The sequence below is a fragment of the Mediterraneibacter glycyrrhizinilyticus genome (genome assembly GCF_015560805.1).
In the GTDB taxonomy this organism is placed as follows: domain Bacteria; phylum Bacillota; class Clostridia; order Lachnospirales; family Lachnospiraceae; genus Schaedlerella; species Schaedlerella glycyrrhizinilytica_A.
Genome location: NZ_JADMSO010000006.1, coordinates 32,276 through 52,990 on the forward strand (window position 1 = coordinate 32,276; position 20,715 = coordinate 52,990).

A 20,715-nucleotide genomic window follows, 5' to 3' on the forward strand; every position below is an offset into this window, starting at 1 on the left:
TAAGTTGGAATTGGAAGCAACGATGCTGAATATTAACGGAACGCATAATCAGAATTTGAAAGAAGCTTGTCGGACGCTGAAAGAATATGCAATTTATACAGACAAGATCCGTAAGTATGCAGAGGAAATGAGTCTGGAAGATGCGGTGGAACGGGCAATTTGCGAGTGTATAAAAGAGGGAGTCTTAAAAGAATTTCTGGAGAAACACAGAGCGGAGGCAAAAGCGATGAGTATCTTTGAATATGATCAGGAAAAGCATATACGGATGGAACGTGAAGAGGCATGGGAAGAGGGACGACGCGAGGGAAGAGAATCGGGGCTCCGTGAAGGAGAAGAAAACACCAAACGGATTTTTAAGTTAGCGCAGGCAGGAAAGACTCCAAAGGAGATCGCCGAAATATGTGAAGTCAGTGTGGAGAAAGTGCAGCATATTTTGGAATAGGCTGCTACCCAAAGCGAACACTGGTTTAAAAGTGTTCGCTTTGGGTATTCACATTTTGTAAATTTCAGATTAGGTAGCACCGGAGAGGAGCTGACGCTGCTTCTCTCCGGCGCTGCGATGTATGTTCATATGTTCAGCTTACTATTTGATGATGTTTAAATCCCCGGTATGCAAAAGGAATCAGAATGATACAGAGGCAGAGTGCAGTCACCGGCATCATCACATACGGAGGTATAACGACACCGGCAATTTCATAAGGGATCATGGAAAATATATAATCATACTGCATCATATTTGCCGGCATCAGATGGAAGAGCAGGTAACCAAGAAGCGGGTATGCTGACACTTTGACGAACATCGGGACGCATAAGAGCAGCACCGACAGTATGATCACGCCAAATGCCGACTTCATTCTGGAAGAGAAAAACATGGTCAAAGCGGACATACACATGCAGGCAAAAAATACGCAGATACTTTGTAAAAGCGCAGCTTGTTTCAGCGTGAGCGGATAAGGAAACAGGGCGTCGTAGATTTGTACATTGGCATTGCCGCCGTCGAATCCAAATGTCAGCATGGATTGAACATAAGACTGCAAAGTGACGAGCAGCGTGACGATCCCGGTCATCGAAAATCCGGTAAAGAATTTAGCTTTGATCAGTTTTCCTTTTCCATATCGGGCGCTTAGGAGCAGCTGATCTGTATGGTTGGAGTATTCTCCGGCAAAAAGCGGAGCCAGACAGATCGCCATGACAAATGCAGCCATCACACCGGAGGTTGCCATGATCGTCATAAAACGGGTATAGCCGTCGGAATAAGAGAAAATCCATGGTTCTTTCACTTCCGCAGAGTACTGCATCATAATTTCTTTGGCATTTTCACTGATCGGCGCATTTTCAATCTGTTTGGTCATACAAAGTTCGCGGATCTCGTAGAACTGTTCTGCGCGTGCCGGATCCAGTGTTCCCATTTCCGGTGCGCCGAAACGGACGTTGGGCGTGTCATACACCTGCCTTGCCAGACTATAAATGGAGCTGTATTTTCGGGCATTTTTTTGATATTCCTCCGTACTCTGATAAACAGCGGCAGAATCCGGTATTGTCTGATAGGCATCTGCCGTCTCCATTAATAATTTATCGTCCAATATTCTGCCGGATAATTCCCGTGCGTATGCACGGTCTTTTTTCATAGCCTCCGCATTTGACTCAAAAAGTTCCCCCTCAATATAGTAGCTTCCCATCAACGTGCCCCAGATTGAGAAGACAGAGAGGAACAACGTCAGCAGGAGCGCAATTTTTACGGAACGTTTTCCGAGAATTTTACGGTATTCAAAACTAACCAGTGTCCAAAATTCTTTCATTGTTCTGCCTCCTCCTGAAAATAATATAAATAAAGGTCTTCAAGTGTCGGTTCTGCGGATACGGCATTTTCCCGGGGAATGGTGTCGCTGATCACCCGTAAAATGATGTCTTTTCCGCTATTACGCAGATTGATCACCGTATGCTCGGTACAGAGTTGTTCGGCATTTGTTTCCGGAACGCAGCATTCCCAGATTTTTCCGTGGATCGTCCGGATGATCTCGTCGCGGCTTCCCTGGTGGAGGATCTGTCCGTCTTTCATCATCAGGATTTCTCCGGCGATATATTCCACATCAGATACGATATGTGTGGATAAAAGTACGATCCGGTCTTGACCAAGGCGGGAGATCAGATTGCGGAATTTTACGCGCTCTTTTGGATCCAGTCCGGCGGTAGGTTCGTCCAGGATCAGGATCTTGGGATCATTTAACAATGCCTGCGCGATCCCCAAACGCTGTTTCATTCCGCCGGAGAGTGTTTTGATCTTTCGTTTTGACTCTTTCTCCAACGAAACCAGTCTCAGGAGACTGGCGGTACGTTCGCAGGCAGGATTTTTGGGAAGTCCTTTGAGTGCGGCGAGATACATCATAAAATCCTGTACGCGAAAATCCGGATAATATCCGAAGTTTTGTGGGAGATAGCCGAGCACATCCCGGTAGGCTTCCTGCCGGACGTCAATGCCGTCATACGTGATCTCACCGGAGGTTGGAGTCATGACGCCGCAGATCATTCGCATCAGCGTTGTTTTTCCGGCGCCGTTTGCTCCGAGCAGTCCGTAAACGCCGCTTTTCATCCGCAGGGAAATTCGGTCGCATGCTATTTTATTTCCGTATTGTTTGGTTACCCGGTTTAAATATAATTCCATAGTGATTGTTCCCCTTTCGTGATCGTCAGTGTATGAAGAGCAGCTGTCCTTTGCGTGCTGACGATAAGAGTTCTTTACCTTGTTTCAGCAGAAAGCAGACAGAAGCCAGACAAAGGAATTCCCAGACCGGGAGCAGATCCGGGTGGTAAAAATATGCTCCGGAACTGCCGGCGAGATCATGCGCGATACTGATAAAAGCAGACGCGGCGGCACAGAAATATATGGATTCATTTCGCGGCGTTCTTCTTATGATCCAGAGAGAAAGTGCGGCAGTCATGGTACATGGTGTGATCAGATAAAGCACGGTCCTGAGCAGATAAAATTCGGACTGTGTGCTGACAATTCCGATAATAACGCCTAAAATAAGGAAATCGACCGTTCCGAAAATGAGGAAGCGAGCCATCAATATCTGGGAAAGGCTGTATTTACAACTCATTTCCAGTTCGACCATATTCCATTGCGTGGATCTGGCAAATTCTGTAGTTGTGATCAAAGTCAGAAACGGCAGCAATGCAGCGGTTTTCCAGCATACGCCATCGGAAGCGAATCGGACAATCCCGATACATGCGAGCAGGATAAAAATGGAAAAAATCCAGGTACGTTTCCGGATATATTGAAGCTGTGTAAAGAAAAATCCTCGCGGATCTAATTGCGGGACAGGCATTGTCTTTAAAAATGCTTCTTTTCGTTTGGGAGCAGGAGCGGCGAACGCAAGGGTAAGTTCGTGGCTCCAGTCTTTTTTTCGCATCTGTTTCATGAAAAATCCTCCTTTCGTAGTCGTGTTTTCAAATGTTCCAGCGCAGTCTTTGTCTTTCGATAGACTGCAAAACGGGACAGTCCGGTAATTTCGGAGAGTTCGCTGACCGTCAGTTCATTGACATAACGAAGAAGCAGGAGTTCCTGTTCATCCTCGGGCAGCACATGCAATGCCTGACGGATAACAAGCGTCAGTTCGGTTTGTTCGATCATCCGGTGTTGGGCGACATCCTCCAGAGCGTCTTCCGGGAGTTCTTTTTCCCTGTCAAAAGTCCGCAGCCGAAAATGGTCTGTACATAAATTTCTTGCGATCGTATACAAGTACGGAAGTTGTTTTCCGATTTCAGAATAAGAAGTCTGTGAGAAAAAGCGAAGAAAAGTTTCCTGCGTCAGATCTTCTGCAAGCACGGCATTTTTTACTTTGTGATAACAATAGCGGTAGATTTTATCATATTGATCGCGGATCTCGATCGCCATAGAGGAAACCTCCTTTCATAAGGAATAACGGATCGAAGGCAGTGCATGTGCGAAAAAAGTATAAAAATACAAGCAGCAACTCTTTTTTCAGAATTGCTGCCTGTGTTTCGCTGGAAAGCACGAGTGAAAAATTCAGTTATGTCTATTTCCGGTAGGCGAATTTCGGGAGTCCCTCCTCGGTCGGAACGGTGACTTCTCCCAGGATCAGCGGCGCGGCATAACGGATGAAATCGTCTTTGATATCGGAACCGTCTTTTGAGATCCATTCAAGAGGAACTGTTTTTTCCTGATTGCAGATCAGATTGACGTCTTCCATTACATAGTCAATGCAGTAATCCCCGGAAGCGAGTTGAGAGCGGTGAAATGCGATCATCTTTCCGGTAGCGCCCTCGACCGCACATTTGACGCCGTAGGCGCCGGAAGCGATGGCTTCTTTCTGGTCTGTTTTAGAGAGCATGGAAGAAGAGCAGCGCTGGCAGACGTTTAATTCGATCGAGCGGACTTTGACACCGATCCGGTCCTTAACGAGATTTTCCAGATATTTTCCGGAACCGGTGAGCATTTTGTGTCCGAATGTATCGACGCCGACGTCGCTGGCAAGTTCACAGACAAACGTGCCGTTGCCGTCGTTGATCCCCTCAGAGATGCAGACAACCAGGTTTGGCGTGTGTTCCAGTGAAGCTTTTACTTTTTCGATAAATGCGTCCGGATCAAATGCGACTTCCGGCAGATAGATCAGAACCGGATTGTCGCCGTCAAATTTGCGGGCGAGTACGCTTGCCGCGGTCAGCCATCCGGCATGACGTCCCATGATCTCGACGATCGTCACGGATTTTTTGTTGTCGTAAACGGATGCGTCGACGGCGATCTCACGAACGGTGGACGCAACATATTTTGCGGCGCTTCCGAATCCCGGCGTATGATCGGTGAGCACGAGATCGTTGTCGATCGTTTTCGGGATTCCGATGAACCGGATGTCGCTTTCGATCGTTTCCGCATAGCGGGAAAGCTTGCTGACTGTGTCCATGGAATCGTTGCCGCCGATATAGAAAAAGTAGCCGATATTTTTGGCTGCAAATTTTTCAAACAACTCCGGATAGACCGGATCGTTCAAATCTTCCGGCAGCTTGTAGCGGCAGGATCCGAGGTAGGATCCGGGAGTTGTTTTGATCAGTTCCAGTTCGCCGGACTGTTCCAGCGGTTTCATATCCATGATCTGATCGTGCAGGAATCCCTCGATTCCGTTGATCATTCCGTAGACCGTTCCGAGTGTGTCTTCGCGGTTCAGTGCTTCATATACAACGCCGTACAGACTGGCATTGATGACCGCAGTCGGTCCGCCGGACTGTCCGACAATTACATTTTTCCTCTGCATGAAAAGTTCCTCCGTTTTGTTTGAATTTGAAACTCTACTTATCTTAACATGGGAAAATGGGACTGGCAAGGCGGAAAGTTCATTGACGGAAGAAACGTGTGGCATGTGTCGCGATATTTGCGAAGTGAGTATCGGAGATGGTTGCGGAGGACTTTGGGTGCATTTTCAGGGCATTTTCAGAGGAAAACTGGCGACAGGATCCGGAACGTGGTACAATAAAGGTAATTTCAAAAATCAGTAGGAGGGAGACAATATGTCTGGTATTGGATTAAAGGTAAGAGCGGAATTTCAAAAAGGAGATGATATCCGGGATGCGGGACTTACAACGCCGGATTTCGTAGAGCGTACGGATGATATTTTATATGGAGAGGATCCGAAATGGCAGGTGCTGGATCTGTATCGTCCGAAAAACAGAACAGGGGAAAAGCTTCCGGTGATCGTCAGTATCCACGGCGGCGGCTGGGTATACGGCGATAAGGAGCGCTATCAATATTACTGCATGAGTCTTGTGGAACATGGATTTGCAGTGGTGAATTTTACTTATCGTCTGGCGCCGGAATTTCAGTTCCCGGCGGCTTTGGAAGATACGAATCTTGTGGCAGCGTGGATCATGGAGCATGCGGAACAATACCAGTTGGATACGGAGCATATTTTCGGAGTGGGAGATTCGGCGGGGGCGCATATGCTCGGGCTTTACGCGTCGATCTGTACCAATGCGGAATATGCCGCGCAGTATGAATTTCGGGTACCGGACGGATTTGCATGGAAAGCGGTTGCCTTGAACTGCGGCGCTTATCAGATCATGGTAAGCGGAGAGGAACAGGATCTGACAGGGATGTTGATGTCGGAACTGCTTCCGGAGAAAGGAAGTGCGGAGGAATTAGAGAAGATCAATGTGATCGCCCATGTGACAGAGTCATTTCCGACGGCATTTGTGATGACGTCCAACGGGGATTTCCTGAAAAATGATGCGCCTCTGTTGATCCAAAGGCTGATGGAATGTCAGGTGCCGCATGTATTTCATTTTTACGGAGACAAGGATACGACACTGTATCATGTATTCCATCTGAATATGAAGACAAAGATTGCGGCAGAATGTAATAAAGAAGAGTGTGATTTTTTCGGAAAATTTTTATAGGGTTGGAAAACCGGGCGATTTAGAGTATAATGCATCCATAGCGTCGGTGTACAAGGGGGAAACCGGCGGAAGCAGACAGAAGCAAGAACACGGAGGAGAAACAAAAACAGCTATGAAATATATTACATTTGCGATTCCATGTTATAACTCAGAAGAATATATGGAGCATGCGATCAATTCGATCCTGCCTGCGGGAGAGGATGTGGAGATTCTTGTCGTCAATGACGGTTCCAAAGACCAGACGGCGGAGATCGGGAAACGGTATGAAGCGATGTACCCGGGGATCGTCCGGGTGATCGATAAGGAAAACGGCGGTCATGGAGATGCGGTCAACGCAGGGCTTTCGCAGGCGTCCGGCGTGTATTTTAAAGTGGTGGACAGCGACGACTGGGTGGATGAAGAGGCGCTCATGAAGATCCTGAACAAAGTCAAGGAATTTGTTCGGACAGAATCGGTTGTGGATATGATCATTTCCAATTATGTTTATGAAAAAGTGGGAATGGAGCATAAAAAAGTGATCCATTACCGGAACGTACTCCCTCAGAATGAAGTGTTCCGCTGGGATGACATCGGCAGTTTTCATCTGGATCAGTATATTTTGATGCATTCGGTGATCTACCGTACGGAAATGTTGAAACTCTGTCAGTTAAAGCTTCCGAAGCATACGTTTTATGTGGACAATATTTATGTGTATTATCCGTTGCCGCATGTACGGACGCTTTATTATATGGATGTGGATTTTTACCGCTATTTTATCGGAAGAGAAGATCAGTCAGTCAATGAAAAAGTGATGATCGGTCGTGTGGATCAGCAGATTTTTGTGACAAAGACGATGATCTCAATGTATGAGCTGCGTCTGATCCCGAGCAAAAAACTTCGGAAATATATGATCAATTATCTGGCGATCATGATGACAGTTTCATCGATCTTGTGTATCCGGTCGAAAGATAAAGAGAATCTGGAAAAGAAAAGGGAACTTTGGAAATATTTGAAAAAGAAGGATTACAAAACATATTTTAAAATCCGTCACGGTATTCTGGGACAGACGATGAACCTGCCGGGAAGATCCGGGCGAAAAGTTTCGTCGATGGCATACAGCGTTGCAAGAAGGATCATCGGCTTTAATTAAATTTCCAATAATAACAGAAGTTGGATGAAAGCATATTTTATCAGCCATGGCACATACTACTTTAGAAGAAGATTTCAAAAAAAGGAGTATGTGACATGGCTGTTCATTTTGAAGAAAGTAAAACGAAAGAAAATCTGATGCGCGCGTTTGCGGGAGAGAGTCAGGCGAGAAACCGCTATACGATCGCCGCAGAGCGTGCGCGGCGCGCGGGGATGGATACGATCGCAGAGATGTTTTTGTATACGGCGGATCAGGAGCGGGCGCACGCGGAACGTTTCTATGAACTTTTGAAAGAGGAATCGGGAAAAACAATTTTTATTGACGGCGGTTATCCGGTAGATCAGCAGGAAAATCTTGCAGACTTGCTGAAAGCGGCAGAGCATAATGAAAAGGAAGAATTTGAGGAGATTTACCCGGCATTTGCAGAGATTGCGAAACAGGAGGGATTCTTTGAGGCGGCATCGGCATTTCTGCAGATCGCGGAGATCGAACATGTGCATCAGAAACGATTCGGGAAAGTGGCGAAGATGCTTCAGACAAATCAGTATTACGCGGGAGAGGAGCCGGAAAAATGGATCTGCACAAACTGCGGATATATCCATGAGGGAAAACAGGCGCCGAAAGTATGTCCGGTCTGCCGTCATGAGCAGGGAGATTTTCTTCCATATGAATTTGCACCATACCGTGTGGATTCCTAACCGCATACAGGATAAGGAATGGTCAAAATGTACAAAAAATAATGAAAATTTAAAAATAGATTGACAAATACGTCAGTCTATTTTTATAATAAGAATAACGTTAACGTACACGGCATAAAAAACGGAATAGAAAGAAGGAGGAGACGACATGACAATCTATGTAAATATCGCGGCAGCAAGAGAAGGCGACGGCAGTAAAGAAAGACCGTTCAAATCGATCAATGAAGCGGCGCAGGCAGCGAAACCGGGTGATGAGGTACTGGTAGCGCCGGGCATTTACCGGGAATATGTGGATCCGAAAAATGCGGGAACCGAAGAGGCAAGGATTACATATCGGAGCGAACAGCCGTTGGGAGCGGTGATCACCGGAGCGGAAGAAGCGAAAGGATGGGAGCATTACAAGGAGAATGTGTGGGTTCTCCGTATAGACAACGGTGTATTCGGCGCTTATAATCCGTATACGACATATGTAGGCGGCGACTGGTATTTTGCTCCGGTCGTGCGGCATACGGGCGCGGTTTATCTGGATGACCGTCAGCTTTATGAGACGGAGTCCTTGGAAGAATGTATCAAAGGGGAAGTGTATGCGCCGTCCTGGGAACCGGAGTATTCTGTTTATAAATGGTATACCGAACAGGATGCAAACGAGACAGTGATCTATGCGAATTTCCAAGGAAAGAATCCGAATGAAGAAAAGGTGGAGATCAATGTCCGCCGGAATTGTTTTATGCCGTCCAAAACAGGAGTCGGTTATATCACGGTCAGTGGATTTGATATGAATAAGGCTGCGACGACATGGGCGCCGCCGGCAGCTTTTCAGGATGGTCTGATTGGACCGCACTGGTCAAAGGGCTGGATCATCGAGGACTGCGAGATCAGCAACAGTAAGTGTTCCGGTATTTCTCTTGGAAAATATTACGATCCGGAAAATGATCATTACTTTACAAGAAAACATGTGAAGAGTCCGACACAGATGGAGCGTGACGCTGTCTGCCGCGGACAGTATCATGGCTGGGTAAAGGAGAAAGTCGGAAGTCATATTGTGCGCCGATGTCACATTCATCATTGCGAGCAGACCGGAATCGTAGGAAGAATGGGATGCGTATTTAGTCTGATCGAGGATAACCATATCCACAATATCAATAATATGCAGCAGCTTGGCGGCGCGGAGATTTCCGGTATTAAACTGCATGCGGCGATCGATGTTGTGATGAGACGGAATCATATCCACCATTCTACGATGGGAATCTGGTGTGACTGGCAGGCACAGGGAACCCGGATCTCCCAAAATCTTCTGCATGACAATCATGCGCCGGAAAATACACCGCAGGCAGCAGGATGCATGATGAGTCAGGACGTATTTGTGGAGGTAGGACACGGTCCGACATTGATCGACAACAACGTAATGCTCTCCAAAGCATCCGTTAGGATCGCGACAGAGGGCGTGGCATGTGTACACAATCTGATCGCAGGTGCATTTACTGCGGTAGGAAACGGAACGGACATGAATGTAAACGGCGTCAATCAGCCGCGTTACACACCATACCATATCCGTCATCGTACGGAGGTTGCGGGATTTATGACGATTCTTCATGGCGATGACCGCTTCTACAACAATATTTTTGTACAGAAATATCCGGTAAAAGAAGTGGAAGTGAAAGAGGATATGGGATTTATGATGGCGGATAATCAGGTAGTCGGCACGGATGTGTTTGACGAATATCCTACATATGACGAATGGATCAGTTGGTTTGAGATGGATAAACCGGCGGATATGATGAAAATGACAGAATATCATTTCGCACATTTGCCGGTATGGGTAAACGGAAACGCTTATTTCAACGGAGCGAAAGCATGCAAAAATGAGAAAGAAAATCTGATCGATGAAAAGAACGAAGTGACGCTGGAACTGGTGGAAGAAGATGGAAGTTATACATTGAAAACAAATGTATACGAGTTCCTGAATGAGTTCAGAAGCGGTATGATCACAAGTGACGTTCTCGGGTATGCGTTCGAGCCGGAGCAGAGATTTGAGAATCCGGACGGAACGGCGATCACATTCGATACGGATTATCTCGGAGAGCATCGCGGGCTTTCTGTGATGCCGGGACCATTTGCATCGGCGGAAGCAGCCGGAAAACAGCTCTGGTAGGAACGGAAAAACAAAGAAATGAGTGGGGAGACAGAGAACGTGGCAGCGCCGGGGAAACCCGGCGCTGTTGCTTTCTAATTATGTAGTGGAATAGAAAAGCATGATAAAAGTGTGAGTATGAAAGTATGTAAAGACGAAAAAAGAACTAGGAGAAAAACAAATGGAAAAAAATTTTATGAGTAGTAAAGAGAAAAATATAACTTTTTATCAAGTATGGGAATGGATACAAAAGAATAGAGCAATTGTATTAGCGATTATTCCTTTGTTAGGATCGTTATTGATGGGAATTATGAGAGTGGCATTTAGATATTATATGGAAGGGCAGGCATCTTATTTTCATATTCCAGAAGAGCAAATAATTCAAAATTATCCAAGTGGTATTGTTAGTATGTTATCAGGAGGAATAATAGGAAGTCTATATATTTTATGTAATATATGGAGTGTAAGATCAATATTGAAACAGAAAACTATATTAAAGAAGATAAAAAGATTAGCAGTTTTGACGGTATTTGTTCCTTTGGGGATCTTAATTGTGGTAAATGCATTAATTTTGCCGGATAAAAGTTGGGGAAAAGAATTTATTTTTGGGAGTCTATCGATTATTATTGCACATGCAGGTTGTACAATTGGCATCGGAGGATTTATATTTCATTTTGTACATAGTGATTTGGTGGATTTTTCTAAAATATCTTTAGGAATTGAAGAAAAAATAGAGAAAAGTATTTTAAAGAAAAAAATAAATATGAAACAAAAGGAATCAGAAGAAAATACGGAGGATAGAAAAGAGCCGGAAAATGAGAATAAAATGCGTGATTTTATAATAATAACTTTGGTAGGAATTCTCATAGTGATAGGGGTTACTTTATGGTGTCCGTATCATTATGGGGAAGAAAACGTAAAAAATCAAATGTTTTTTTCAGTCACACAAATTAACGGAGTTGATTATGCAGTAGTCATGTCAGATGGGGAAAGTGTAGTTCTAAAAAAATGTAAAGAAGAGAATGGTATTTTGAAAATTTTCAAAGGGGGATCAAGAAAAGAAAATTGTAGTGGGCTATGGATAACCGAAAAACAATTTAAGGGTAATGAGATTGTTGATGCAGAATGGGAGGAATAAGTATTATTCCAAGATTAGAAGAATAGGCGCTTGTTTTGTTCATAAACTATATAAAGTCAAACCATCAGGATTTTATATGAGTCAGAAAGCGGAGAATTTATTAAATCTTGCCTTGGACGCGACCGAAGCAGAGCGTGAAAAATCATTGGAGTTGGATGTCGGGTATAATCCGATCGATAGGGAATGGGATTTGATCATCAAATATTCAGGTACATTAGAAATGGTGAGGGCACTTGCCGTATCTGTGACAGAACTGGCGAATCAGTATGCGGTGATCAAAATCCAAGAATCGAAGATCGATGCGTTGACACGGCTGTCCGAAGTGGATTTTATTGAAAAACCAAAGAGATTATTTTTTCAGGTGATGAACGGAAAGAGAGTTTCCTGTATCGATGAGGTACAGAAAACTCCTTTTTCTGTTTGGCGAAAAATAGCACCCAGCGAGCAGGCTGAGGAGCGGGGCGGAAACTCAAATCTTTATGGAAACGGTATTTTGGTCGGTGTTGTGGACAGTGGGATCGATATTACGCTTCCGGACTTCCGCTATCCGGACGGGACGACCCGGATCCGGGCGCTTTGGGATCAGTCTATTCCGGGAAATCCGCCGGATGGATATGCGATAGGAACAGAATATACACAGGCGCAGATTAATGTAGCATTGGCGGTTGAGAGCAGGGAAGAACGGGAACAGATGATTCCAAGCAGGGATATTTCGGGACATGGAACGGCTGTTGCGGGAATTGCAGCCGGAAGCGGAGAATATCAGGGCGTGGCACCGGCAAGTGAGTTGATCGTTGTCAAGATGGCAAGTCCGAGGGCGGATGGATTTCCAAGGACAACAGAATTGATGCAGGGAGTAGATTATGTGATCAAGAAAGCGGTGGAGTATCAAATGCCGATTGTAGTTAATTTGAGCTTTGGAAATACATACGGTTCGCATGACGGCACATCTTTGATCGAACGATTTTTAGATGACATTTCGAATTATTGGAAAAATGTAATTTGTGTCGGGAGTGGAAATGAGGGAAACAGCGCGGGGCATACGAGCGGCAGTCTTGCGGAGATGCAGGAGGAGACGGTTCAGTTAGGTGTACAGATGAATGAGCCGGGACTTAATGTACAGATTTGGAAATCCTATGTGGATGAAGTAGACATTTCTATTCAAAATCCATCCGGTGTGCGTGTGGGGCCGATTCGGGAAAATCTGGGAACGCAAAGATTTGTGATGGGGAATACGGAAATCTTGCTTTATTATGGAGAACCGAGTCCTTATAGTGTGCGGCAGGAGATTTTCTTGGATTTTCTCCCGAGGCAATCTTATGTTGATGCCGGTGTATGGCAGATCATTCTGACCCCGAGGCATATCGTAGAGGGCGGATATCAGATGTGGCTTCCAAGTCAGGGTGCGCTCAATGTGGGGACGGCCTTTTTGTTTCCGGTCAGCCGGACGACGCTTACGATCCCGTCCACAGCATCCCACGTGGTGACCGTGGGCGCGTATGATCCGCTGACATTTACTTATGCAGATTTTTCTGGGCGGGGACCGGCAGAGGGGCAGGAGGGGGCGGCGGCTTTTAAACCGGATCTTGCGGCTCCGGGAGTTTGGATCACGGCTCCGGAAGTTGGGGGCGGTTATGCAGAGGTTACGGGAACGTCTTTTGCGGCGCCGTTTGTGACAGGAAGCGCAGCGCTTTTGATGGAGTGGGGAATCGTAAAGGGGAATGATCCTTATTTGTATGGGGAAAAGGTAAAGGCATATTTGCGGAGGGGAGCGAGACCGCTGCCGGGGGAAGCGGAATATCCGAATGATCAGGTGGGGTATGGGACGTTGTGTGTGAGGGGGAGTATACCGGGAGAAAAATAAAATATAAGTAAAATAAATAAGCTGTCTTGACGAAAAGAACCATATAAGATACAATACAAGTATCATATATGGTTCTTGTACGGAGAGGAGGAGTTTTAATGAATGAAGCATTGGCGGTATATTTAAATCTTGATATGGAGAATATTGAGAAAAATGAAGAAATAATTAGAAAGATTGATGAATTGCTCCTTACAGTTGGTATGAAGTATTCCGGTATTATGAATCTGTATATTTCTGTAGATGAGCAAAAACGCGATGAGACTGTTTTTCGTGCAGAGGAATTATTGAGAAATACAGACTGGCTAAAAGATATTTTATCACATATCTTGATTGGGGTAATTACGAATGCCTGTCCGATAGAAGAGATTCAAACAGATATGATGTCAAATCCATCTTCTGAGAAATGGGGGTATTATGAACAATATTATCAGAAAACAAAGCAGTTGCCTCATGCAATTGTAGTTGATGAGAATAAACAGCTTAGAGATGGCTATGTATCGTATCTTTTGGCTAAAAAGTACGGTGTACAAGCAGAGGTTTGTGGAATGGTATCAGGACAGCCATTGAGGAAAATTGTTAAGGGAAGACATGTGGTATTGTCTAATGGGAAATGGAAAAAGAAGAGCAATAAACGCTATATATGGATTTACACTTTAAAAAATCCGGTTGTTCCGGGAGATATATTATTGGTAAATACAAAAAAAGGCAGGGCTTATATATGTGTCGACAGAATAGAATATGCGGCAGGACAAGGTTTCTGTTCAAGATATAATACAGTGAAAAAGTGTATGAATATGCGTATGGAAGAAGGAGAATATACAAACGATGGGAAATAGTATGGATTATATTTATACATCAGCTGAGCAGAAAATACTAATAGAGGTGGAACAGAAGAGTATCAGACAGTCTGTTATCGAACAGTATATACGTTGTAGAAAAATCCAGGGTATGACACAGGCAGAACTGGCAAAGCGTGCTGGAATTCCCAGAACGAATATTACTAGATTTGAAAGCGGAAACTATAATCCATCATTAGAGATGTTGGTGCGGATCGCGGCAGCGTTGGGGATGACATTACAGGTTCAGCTGATGGGAAAGGAATAAAAAGGAGTGTATGGAGAGGATGTATGAAGAATAGAATCATAGATGTTCAAAATATAAAAATTACTGTTTCAAAAGAAGAACTGGATGATTATATATGTATTACAGATATTGCCTTTGAAATCATCGGGGCGCCGTGTGCCTGGAAATATATCGGGAGAACATTAACAGAAACAGATTCCCATCTAACTCCTCTCCTTATCTTTACAAACCTCATAAAATGTGCTATTGTTACACTATGTTTAGCACTCTGCACCAAAGAGTGCTAATGAGAAAATGAGGTGAATGTAATGTTTGTAATACCGATTTATGATATGATCATTTTACCGGAAGTAACTTACTATTTTAAACAGGATGTTTTCCGTGAACTGAATCTTCAGGAAGAATTAAAAGAAGACGAGGAAGTTGTATTTCTGATGCTGAAGGAAGACAGAAATCGGGACGAGATGCGTCCGGAGGATTTTTTCCCGATCGGTGTGTCCGGAAAAGTAGAGGGGATTGACAGCGAGGGGAGTGTCAGTGTGCGGACGCTGGGGCGTGTGGATGTGAGAGTGATTCAGGCGACGCCGGATATGATGACGGCAGACGTGGAAGCACGCAGTGGAGAACAGGATTTGGATGCGGAAGAAGTGAAGCTTCGATTTGATAAATTGCGGACTTCGATGTTGAAGTTCATTCAGCGGTTCCAGTGGGGAATCTGGGCGCGGAGTTATGTTCTGCATTGGAAAAATGTGTCCGAAGTCGTCTCGGCTCTGTCCGCATATTTGAATCTGACCAACGAGGAAAAGTACGCGATTCTGGAAACGGATTCCGCACGGGAGCGGTTTGGAAAGATGGAGCGCAGCGTCTATGAATTTATGGAGATCGCCAGGGTCGGAGAAGAAGCGGAGAATGATCAGCAGGAGCGGCACGAGAAAGTATACCGTGAAGAAGCAATCAAAAAGCAGATTGAGTTTTTACAGAGACAGTTGGACGAGATGCATCCGGAAAATGTATCCGATGTGCGGAAGTTTGAGCAGAAGATCGAAGAATCCGGTATGAACGAGACGGCACGAAAAGAGGCTGAAAAAGTTCTGAACAGGATGAAGCAGGAGGGAAAAGACAGCCATGAATATGGAATGCTCTATGATTTTCTGGATTTTCTGACCGGACTTTGCTGGAAAAAAGAAGAAGTGCAGGAGCTGGATCTGGAGGAAGCGGAGGCAGTTCTTGACAGGGAGCATTACGGACTGAAAAAAGTAAAGCAGAGGATCATACAGCAGATGGCTGTGATGGCGCTGAACCGGCAGCAGTCGGGTTCGATCCTTTTATTTGTGGGACCTCCGGGAACCGGAAAGACGAGCATTGGACAGAGCATTGCGGAAGCGCTGCACAGACAGTATGCCAGAGTCAGTTTGGGCGGCGTACGGGATGAAGCGGAGATCCGCGGACATCGAAGAACCTATGTAGGTGCGATGCCGGGACGGATCATGGAGGGAATGAAGCGGTGTGCTTCCTCCAATCCGGTGATGGTGCTGGATGAAGTAGACAAATTATCGAAAGATTTCAGCGGAGATCCGGCCAGTGCATTATTGGAAGTTCTGGATCCGGAACAGAACCATACGTTTACCGATCATTATATGAATGTGCCTTATGATCTGTCGGACGTTCTGTTTGTATGTACGGCAAATACGATCGACACGATACCGGAACCGCTTTTGAATCGTATGGAGGTCATCCAGTTTCCGGGATATACCGCAGTTGAAAAAGAGCAGATCGCACGGAAACATCTGCTTCCAAAGGCAATGAAAAAGATGGGTGTGAAAGCACAGAATTTAAAAGTGACCGATGCGGCGCTTCAGACAGTAATCCGGGATTATACGATGGAATCCGGCGTGCGCGGTCTGAAAAAGCAGTTGGAAACATTGTGCCGGTATGCGGCGGTGAAACTTGTAAAGGGAGAACAGAAAAGCATTACGGTCAGTCCGAAGCGTCTGAGTGAATTTCTGGATCAGAAGCCGATCCATCACGAGGGGATTTTGGAAGAAAAGCGTCCCGGCGTTGTGACAGGGCTTGCGTGGACGTCTGCCGGAGGAGAGATTTTATTTATCGAGACTTTATTGGTTCCGGGCAGCGGTAAGGTGCAGGTGACCGGACAGCTCGGCGATGTGATGAAAGAATCGGTGCAGATCGCGCTTAGCCTTGTGAAATCGATGTACCCAAAGGAAGCGGAAATTTTAAAAGATCATGATCTACATATTCATGTACCGGCAGGCGCAGTGCCGAAAGACGGTCCGTCCGCAGGGATTACGATGACCTCAGCGCTCGCGTCTCTTCTGACTCAAAAGGCAGTCAGCCCGGAATATGCCATGACGGGAGAAGTCTCTCTGCGGGGCACGGTGATGCCGATCGGCGGACTGCCGGAAAAATTGATGGCAGCGCAGCGCGCTGGGATTTCAAAAGTGCTGGTCCCGAAAGCGAATGTGGACGATCTGGACGAAGTGGCAGATGAGGTAAAAGAAAAATTAACGATCCTGCCGGTGGAAAAAGTAACGGAAGTATTGGGGATGGTGCTGGAGGGAAAAAAGAGATGAAATTAAGCACACTATGTTATATAGAAAAAGACGGTCAATATTTAATGCTGCACCGCACGGTAAAGAAAATTGATGTGAACAAAGATAAGTGGATCGGTGTCGGTGGTCATTTTGAACATCAGGAAAGCCCGGAAGAATGTCTGCTCCGCGAAGTCAAAGAAGAAACAGGATATACATTGGAATCTTGGAAATATCGCGGGATTGTTACGTTTGTATACGGAGAAGATATTGTAGAATACATGTCTCTTTATACAGCGGACAGATTTTCCGGGGAGGAGATCCCATGCGACGAGGGAGAATTGGAATGGGTGGATAAAGAGAAGATCATGGATCTGAACTTATGGGACGGAGATAAGATCTTTCTGAAACTGCTTGCGGAGGAACATCCGTTTTTCTCACTGAAACTGGTATATGATACGAATGATGTGCTGATATACGCCGCATTGGATGGAAAAGAACTGGAAAGGAAAATGTGATGAAAAAGCAGAATGAATATAAAGCAGTGTCACATGACTTTGATCCGGTATTTGATGAAAATTCCCAAGTTTTGATCTTGGGAACATTTCCCTCTATGAAATCAAGGGAACATCATTTTTACTATGGGCATCCGCAGAATCGTTTCTGGAAAGTGATCGCCCGGCTCACAGACAGTGAGGTACCGAAGTCGATTGTGGAGAAAAAGCAGCTTTTGCTGCAGCATGGGATTGCAATATGGGATGTCATTGAAAGCTGTGAGATCATCGGATCCAGCGACAGCAGTATCCGTAATGTCGTTGCCGCAGATTTGAACAGTCTCCTTTCACAATGTGAGATCCGGAAGATTTATGCAAACGGCGGTACCGCAAAGAAGCTATATGAACGATACAGTCAAAAGACGACGGGGCGGGAGATCATAGGGCTTCCGTCGACAAGTCCGGCAAATGCGGCGTATTCACTGGACCGTCTGATGGAATACTGGAGTGTGATAAAGGAGGAGTGCAGATGGTAGAAAACGGAGTTATTTTTGGAAGATATCAGATATTTCATTTAAAACATATGGAGGGCGTTCTGGCGGCAAAGATGCGCTGTAAAAAATTATACATCGGAATTACACATTCCGATATTGTAGCTTTTGCGGCAACTTCTCCGCTGGATAAAAACGGAACGGTAAAGAGGGATAATCCTCTGACTTATTTTGAACGGTTTGAGATGATCCAGGGAGCACTGCGGGATTTTGGCGTGAAGCGGAAAGAGTTTGAGATCATCCCGTTTCCGATCAGTCAGCCGGATCTGATTCTCCAGTATGCGCCGAAAGATGCTACTTATTATATGAGTATCTGTACCGAATGGGATGAAGAAAAATACCGGATACTGGGAGAACTGGGCGTGAACCGGGAAGTGCTTTGGCGTCGAAATCCGGAGGAGATGGGTGTGACAGGAAAAATCATCCGGGAATTGATCACGGAGCAAAAGGAGTGGCAGCAGCATGTGCCGCGCACAGTTGCAGATTATATCGTAACTCATGGGCTGGATCGGCGGATACGGGATCTGAATCTGATGTATAGAATTCCGGGGAAAAAAGAATAAAAAGAAAAAAGAGATGTTCGTTTCTATGACAGATTGATTACATGAAAGCGAACACTCTTTTCATTTATGATACATGATTTACGGAAGCAGGTATGTGTACATCACGATAAAGTGGCAGGCGCTTCCTGCCATAACAAACAGATGAAAAATTTCGTGACTTCCGAAATTTTTATGCCGGTTATTGAAGATCGGGAGTTTTAGTGCATAAATGATACCGCCGATCGTGTAAATGATACCGCCTGCCAGAAGCCATCCGAATGCAGCCGGAGACAGTGTGTTCAGGATCTGAGTGAATGCGAGAACACAGGTCCACCCCATACAGATATACAATACGGATGAAAACCATTTCGGACAATAAACCCAGAATGCTTTGATCAGGATTCCGGCGATCGCGATACCCCAGACAAGAAGCAGAAGCGGAATTCCTGTCTTGCGGTCGAGTACAAGCAGACAGATCGGCGTGTATGTTCCGGCGATCAGTACAGAGATCATCATATGATCGATTTTTTTCAAAATAGTGTTTACTTTTTCGGAAATATCGACGGTATGGTATGTTGTGCTCGCTGCATAGAGCAGGATCAGACTGGCGGCATAAATCGTAAGGGCTGTCAGATAAAGGTGTCCCGGTTCGTGGGCGGCTTTTATCAAAAGAGGGACAGCAGCAAAAATAGCCATCAGCATGCCGATAAAATGTGTGATCGCGCTTCCCGGATCTTTGATATGTTTCTTTGTCATTATAATACGCCTCCTAAAATGCTAAAAACATATAATGTAGTTTTAAAAACCACATAAAATAATATATGCATTATACTACACCATATGCATAAGAAATGCAAGATGCAACAAGAAAATAGAAAGAAAAAACTGGACTGGTTGAAAAAGATAAAAGTGGATATTTTGAATAAACCAGTTCGGTGCTAAGATAGTAGCAATCCAAAGGAATTTGGAAAAAGAACTTGTAAAATAAGAAGCAGAAAGAGGGAAATTGTGATGGGAAAGAGAAAACAGACCGTGATCAAACTTGCACAGACCGCATTGCTCGCAGCGCTGTGCTTCGTATCGTTTACATTTTTGCAGATTAAGATTCCGATGCCGGGAGGCGACGCGACTTCGCTTCATATCGGAAATGCATTTTGCGTACTGGCAGCGCTTCTGTTAGGCGGCGTATATGGAGGGCTTGCAGGCGCGATCGGGATGACGATCGCAGATATTCTGGATCCGATCTATATTGTCGGGGCGCCGAAAACATTCATACTGAAATTCTGTATTGGTCTGATTGTCGGTCTGGTGGCACACCGGATCGCAAAGATCAATGAAAGTACGGACAAGAAATATGTGTTTCGTTGGAGTCTGATCGCATCGATCGCAGGACTTGGATTTAATGTGATCGCCGATCCGCTGGTAGGATATTTTTACAAACAGTACATTCTCGGACAGCCGCAGCAGATGGCGGAAGTACTGGCAAAGTGGAGTACGGCGACGACATTTGTCAACGCAGTTGTATCAACCGTCCTTGTTGCGGTTTTGTATAATGTACTTCGACCGGTATTATTGAAGAGCGGACTTCTCGTTGTAGAGAAAAAGCAGGAGACCGCGCATATTTAATAAAAGAGTTTCGCGCAGCATAGAAAACCGGAAGCCGTCCGTAAGGAGCAGGCTTCCGGTTTTGTCATGAAAGAGCCGATAGATTAATTGGACTGATACCATCCCCACAGATACAAGATCGGGAAGAGTAAGGAGAGGAGTGTAAATGGTGTAAAGCTGGAAAGGACAACACCCCAGATCATACCGATGATCACTACGACTGTCCAGACTGCTCCGGCGATCAGAACAGATTTTTTGGAGCGGTACATTACACCGACGATACCGGCTGCGATTTCGACGAGACAGGAGACAATACTGAATACATAGTACATGGTTCCCGGCTGTGTGACTCCGGCTGCTTCATAGACGGCGACCATTTCCGGCGTGTTCATCATCGGTCCGATCAGGAAAATGGACGCCAGATTGCCAATGAGACCGAATGCACCGAAGATGATCAGAAGAATGGAAATGACTTTCAATAATTTGCTTTGTTGTTTCATAGTGAAGTTCCTCCTTTAGATAA

At 45.3% G+C, this 20,715-nt stretch carries 22 protein-coding genes; 15 read left to right on the plus strand and 7 right to left on the minus strand.

The features are described from left to right. The first annotated feature begins 22 nt into the window (after positions 1–22). Positions 23–442: a hypothetical protein gene (locus I2H87_RS07465; RefSeq protein ID WP_243273897.1), complete on the plus strand. Its 420-nt coding sequence runs from the start codon at positions 23–25 to the stop codon at positions 440–442. Positions 443–575: 133 nt separating this feature from the next. Here I2H87_RS07465 and I2H87_RS07470 read toward each other — a convergent pair whose 3' ends face one another. The 5 genes from I2H87_RS07470 to I2H87_RS07490 form a co-directional block, all read right to left on the minus strand. Continuing rightward, positions 576–1,799 carry an ABC-2 family transporter permease gene (locus tag I2H87_RS07470; protein WP_195609643.1) on the minus strand — a complete coding sequence of 408 codons (1,224 nt, stop codon included), beginning with the start codon at positions 1,797–1,799 and terminating at the stop codon, positions 576–578. Then, a complete protein-coding gene (locus tag I2H87_RS07475) occupies positions 1,796–2,662 on the minus strand; it encodes an ABC transporter ATP-binding protein (protein WP_195609644.1) in 867 nt (288 codons plus the stop codon). The genes I2H87_RS07470 and I2H87_RS07475 overlap by 4 nt, the downstream gene beginning before the upstream one ends. Before the next feature lie 25 nt (positions 2,663–2,687). After that, positions 2,688–3,419, minus strand: a complete 732-nt coding sequence (locus tag I2H87_RS07480; RefSeq protein WP_195609645.1) for a hypothetical protein — start codon at positions 3,417–3,419, stop codon at positions 2,688–2,690. Continuing rightward, complete coding sequence (locus I2H87_RS07485; RefSeq protein ID WP_195609646.1) at positions 3,416–3,895, minus strand: RNA polymerase sigma factor; 480 nt, start codon at positions 3,893–3,895, stop codon at positions 3,416–3,418. Before I2H87_RS07485 ends, I2H87_RS07480 begins: the two co-directional genes overlap by 4 nt. A 142-nt stretch (positions 3,896–4,037) precedes the next feature. After that, the gene (locus tag I2H87_RS07490; protein WP_195609647.1) at positions 4,038–5,270 is read right to left on the minus strand and encodes a 6-phosphofructokinase; all 1,233 of its coding nucleotides are present in this window, start codon (positions 5,268–5,270) and stop codon (positions 4,038–4,040) included. 253 nt (positions 5,271–5,523) lie between these two features. Here I2H87_RS07490 and I2H87_RS07495 point away from each other — a divergent pair, with 253 nt between their 5' ends. The 13 genes from I2H87_RS07495 to I2H87_RS07555 all read left to right on the plus strand — a co-directional run bounded on the left by I2H87_RS07495 (position 5,524) and on the right by I2H87_RS07555 (position 18,608). Beyond that, on the plus strand, positions 5,524–6,408 hold the full coding sequence (locus tag I2H87_RS07495; protein WP_195609648.1) for an alpha/beta hydrolase: 885 nt from the start codon (positions 5,524–5,526) through the stop codon (positions 6,406–6,408). Positions 6,409–6,520: 112 nt separating this feature from the next. Beyond that, positions 6,521–7,537 (plus strand): glycosyltransferase family 2 protein, encoded by a 1,017-nt coding sequence (locus I2H87_RS07500; protein ID WP_009268122.1) that lies wholly within the window; start codon positions 6,521–6,523, stop codon positions 7,535–7,537. Positions 7,538–7,632: 95 nt separating this feature from the next. Beyond that, complete coding sequence (rbr, locus tag I2H87_RS07505) at positions 7,633–8,235, plus strand: rubrerythrin (RefSeq protein ID WP_022150860.1); 603 nt, start codon at positions 7,633–7,635, stop codon at positions 8,233–8,235. A 148-nt stretch (positions 8,236–8,383) separates the two neighbouring features. Beyond that, entirely contained in the window at positions 8,384–10,387 is a 2,004-nt protein-coding gene (locus tag I2H87_RS07510) for a right-handed parallel beta-helix repeat-containing protein (RefSeq protein ID WP_195609649.1), read from the plus strand. Between the two features lie 160 nt (positions 10,388–10,547). Beyond that, positions 10,548–11,504, plus strand: coding sequence for a hypothetical protein (locus tag I2H87_RS07515; RefSeq protein WP_195609650.1), 957 nt, complete (start codon positions 10,548–10,550; stop codon positions 11,502–11,504). 76 nt (positions 11,505–11,580) lie between these two features. Then, positions 11,581–13,368: a S8 family peptidase gene (locus I2H87_RS07520; protein ID WP_195609651.1), complete on the plus strand. Its 1,788-nt coding sequence runs from the start codon at positions 11,581–11,583 to the stop codon at positions 13,366–13,368. Between the two features lie 98 nt (positions 13,369–13,466). After that, complete coding sequence (locus tag I2H87_RS07525; RefSeq protein WP_195609652.1) at positions 13,467–14,204, plus strand: hypothetical protein; 738 nt, start codon at positions 13,467–13,469, stop codon at positions 14,202–14,204. Next, positions 14,194–14,472, plus strand: a complete 279-nt coding sequence (locus tag I2H87_RS07530; RefSeq protein WP_022151274.1) for a helix-turn-helix domain-containing protein — start codon at positions 14,194–14,196, stop codon at positions 14,470–14,472. The genes I2H87_RS07525 and I2H87_RS07530 overlap by 11 nt, the downstream gene beginning before the upstream one ends. Positions 14,473–14,495: 23 nt before the next feature. Then, positions 14,496–14,738: a hypothetical protein gene (locus I2H87_RS13815; RefSeq protein WP_243273898.1), complete on the plus strand. Its 243-nt coding sequence runs from the start codon at positions 14,496–14,498 to the stop codon at positions 14,736–14,738. A gap of 21 nt (positions 14,739–14,759) precedes the next feature. Continuing rightward, positions 14,760–17,042: an endopeptidase La gene (gene lon / locus I2H87_RS07540; protein ID WP_054704125.1), complete on the plus strand. Its 2,283-nt coding sequence runs from the start codon at positions 14,760–14,762 to the stop codon at positions 17,040–17,042. Beyond that, a complete protein-coding gene (locus I2H87_RS07545) occupies positions 17,039–17,518 on the plus strand; it encodes an NUDIX hydrolase (RefSeq protein WP_009268108.1) in 480 nt (159 codons plus the stop codon). The genes lon and I2H87_RS07545 overlap by 4 nt, the downstream gene beginning before the upstream one ends. Then, a complete protein-coding gene (locus I2H87_RS07550; RefSeq protein ID WP_009268107.1) occupies positions 17,518–18,030 on the plus strand; it encodes a DNA-deoxyinosine glycosylase in 513 nt (170 codons plus the stop codon). Before I2H87_RS07545 ends, I2H87_RS07550 begins: the two co-directional genes overlap by 1 nt. Beyond that, positions 18,024–18,608, plus strand: a complete 585-nt coding sequence (locus I2H87_RS07555) for a nucleotidyl transferase family protein (protein WP_009268106.1) — start codon at positions 18,024–18,026, stop codon at positions 18,606–18,608. The genes I2H87_RS07550 and I2H87_RS07555 overlap by 7 nt, the downstream gene beginning before the upstream one ends. Positions 18,609–18,686: 78 nt before the next feature. On the opposite strand, the gene trhA is transcribed toward I2H87_RS07555, so the two are convergent. After that, positions 18,687–19,343: a PAQR family membrane homeostasis protein TrhA gene (trhA, locus tag I2H87_RS07560; protein ID WP_009268105.1), complete on the minus strand. Its 657-nt coding sequence runs from the start codon at positions 19,341–19,343 to the stop codon at positions 18,687–18,689. 255 nt (positions 19,344–19,598) lie between these two features. On the opposite strand from trhA, the gene I2H87_RS07565 reads away from it, so the two are divergent. Next, complete coding sequence (locus I2H87_RS07565; RefSeq protein WP_009268104.1) at positions 19,599–20,213, plus strand: ECF transporter S component; 615 nt, start codon at positions 19,599–19,601, stop codon at positions 20,211–20,213. Between the two features lie 83 nt (positions 20,214–20,296). Here I2H87_RS07565 and I2H87_RS07570 read toward each other — a convergent pair whose 3' ends face one another. Continuing rightward, positions 20,297–20,692 (minus strand): hypothetical protein, encoded by a 396-nt coding sequence (locus tag I2H87_RS07570; RefSeq protein WP_009268103.1) that lies wholly within the window; start codon positions 20,690–20,692, stop codon positions 20,297–20,299. Between the last annotated feature and the right edge of the window lie 23 nt (positions 20,693–20,715).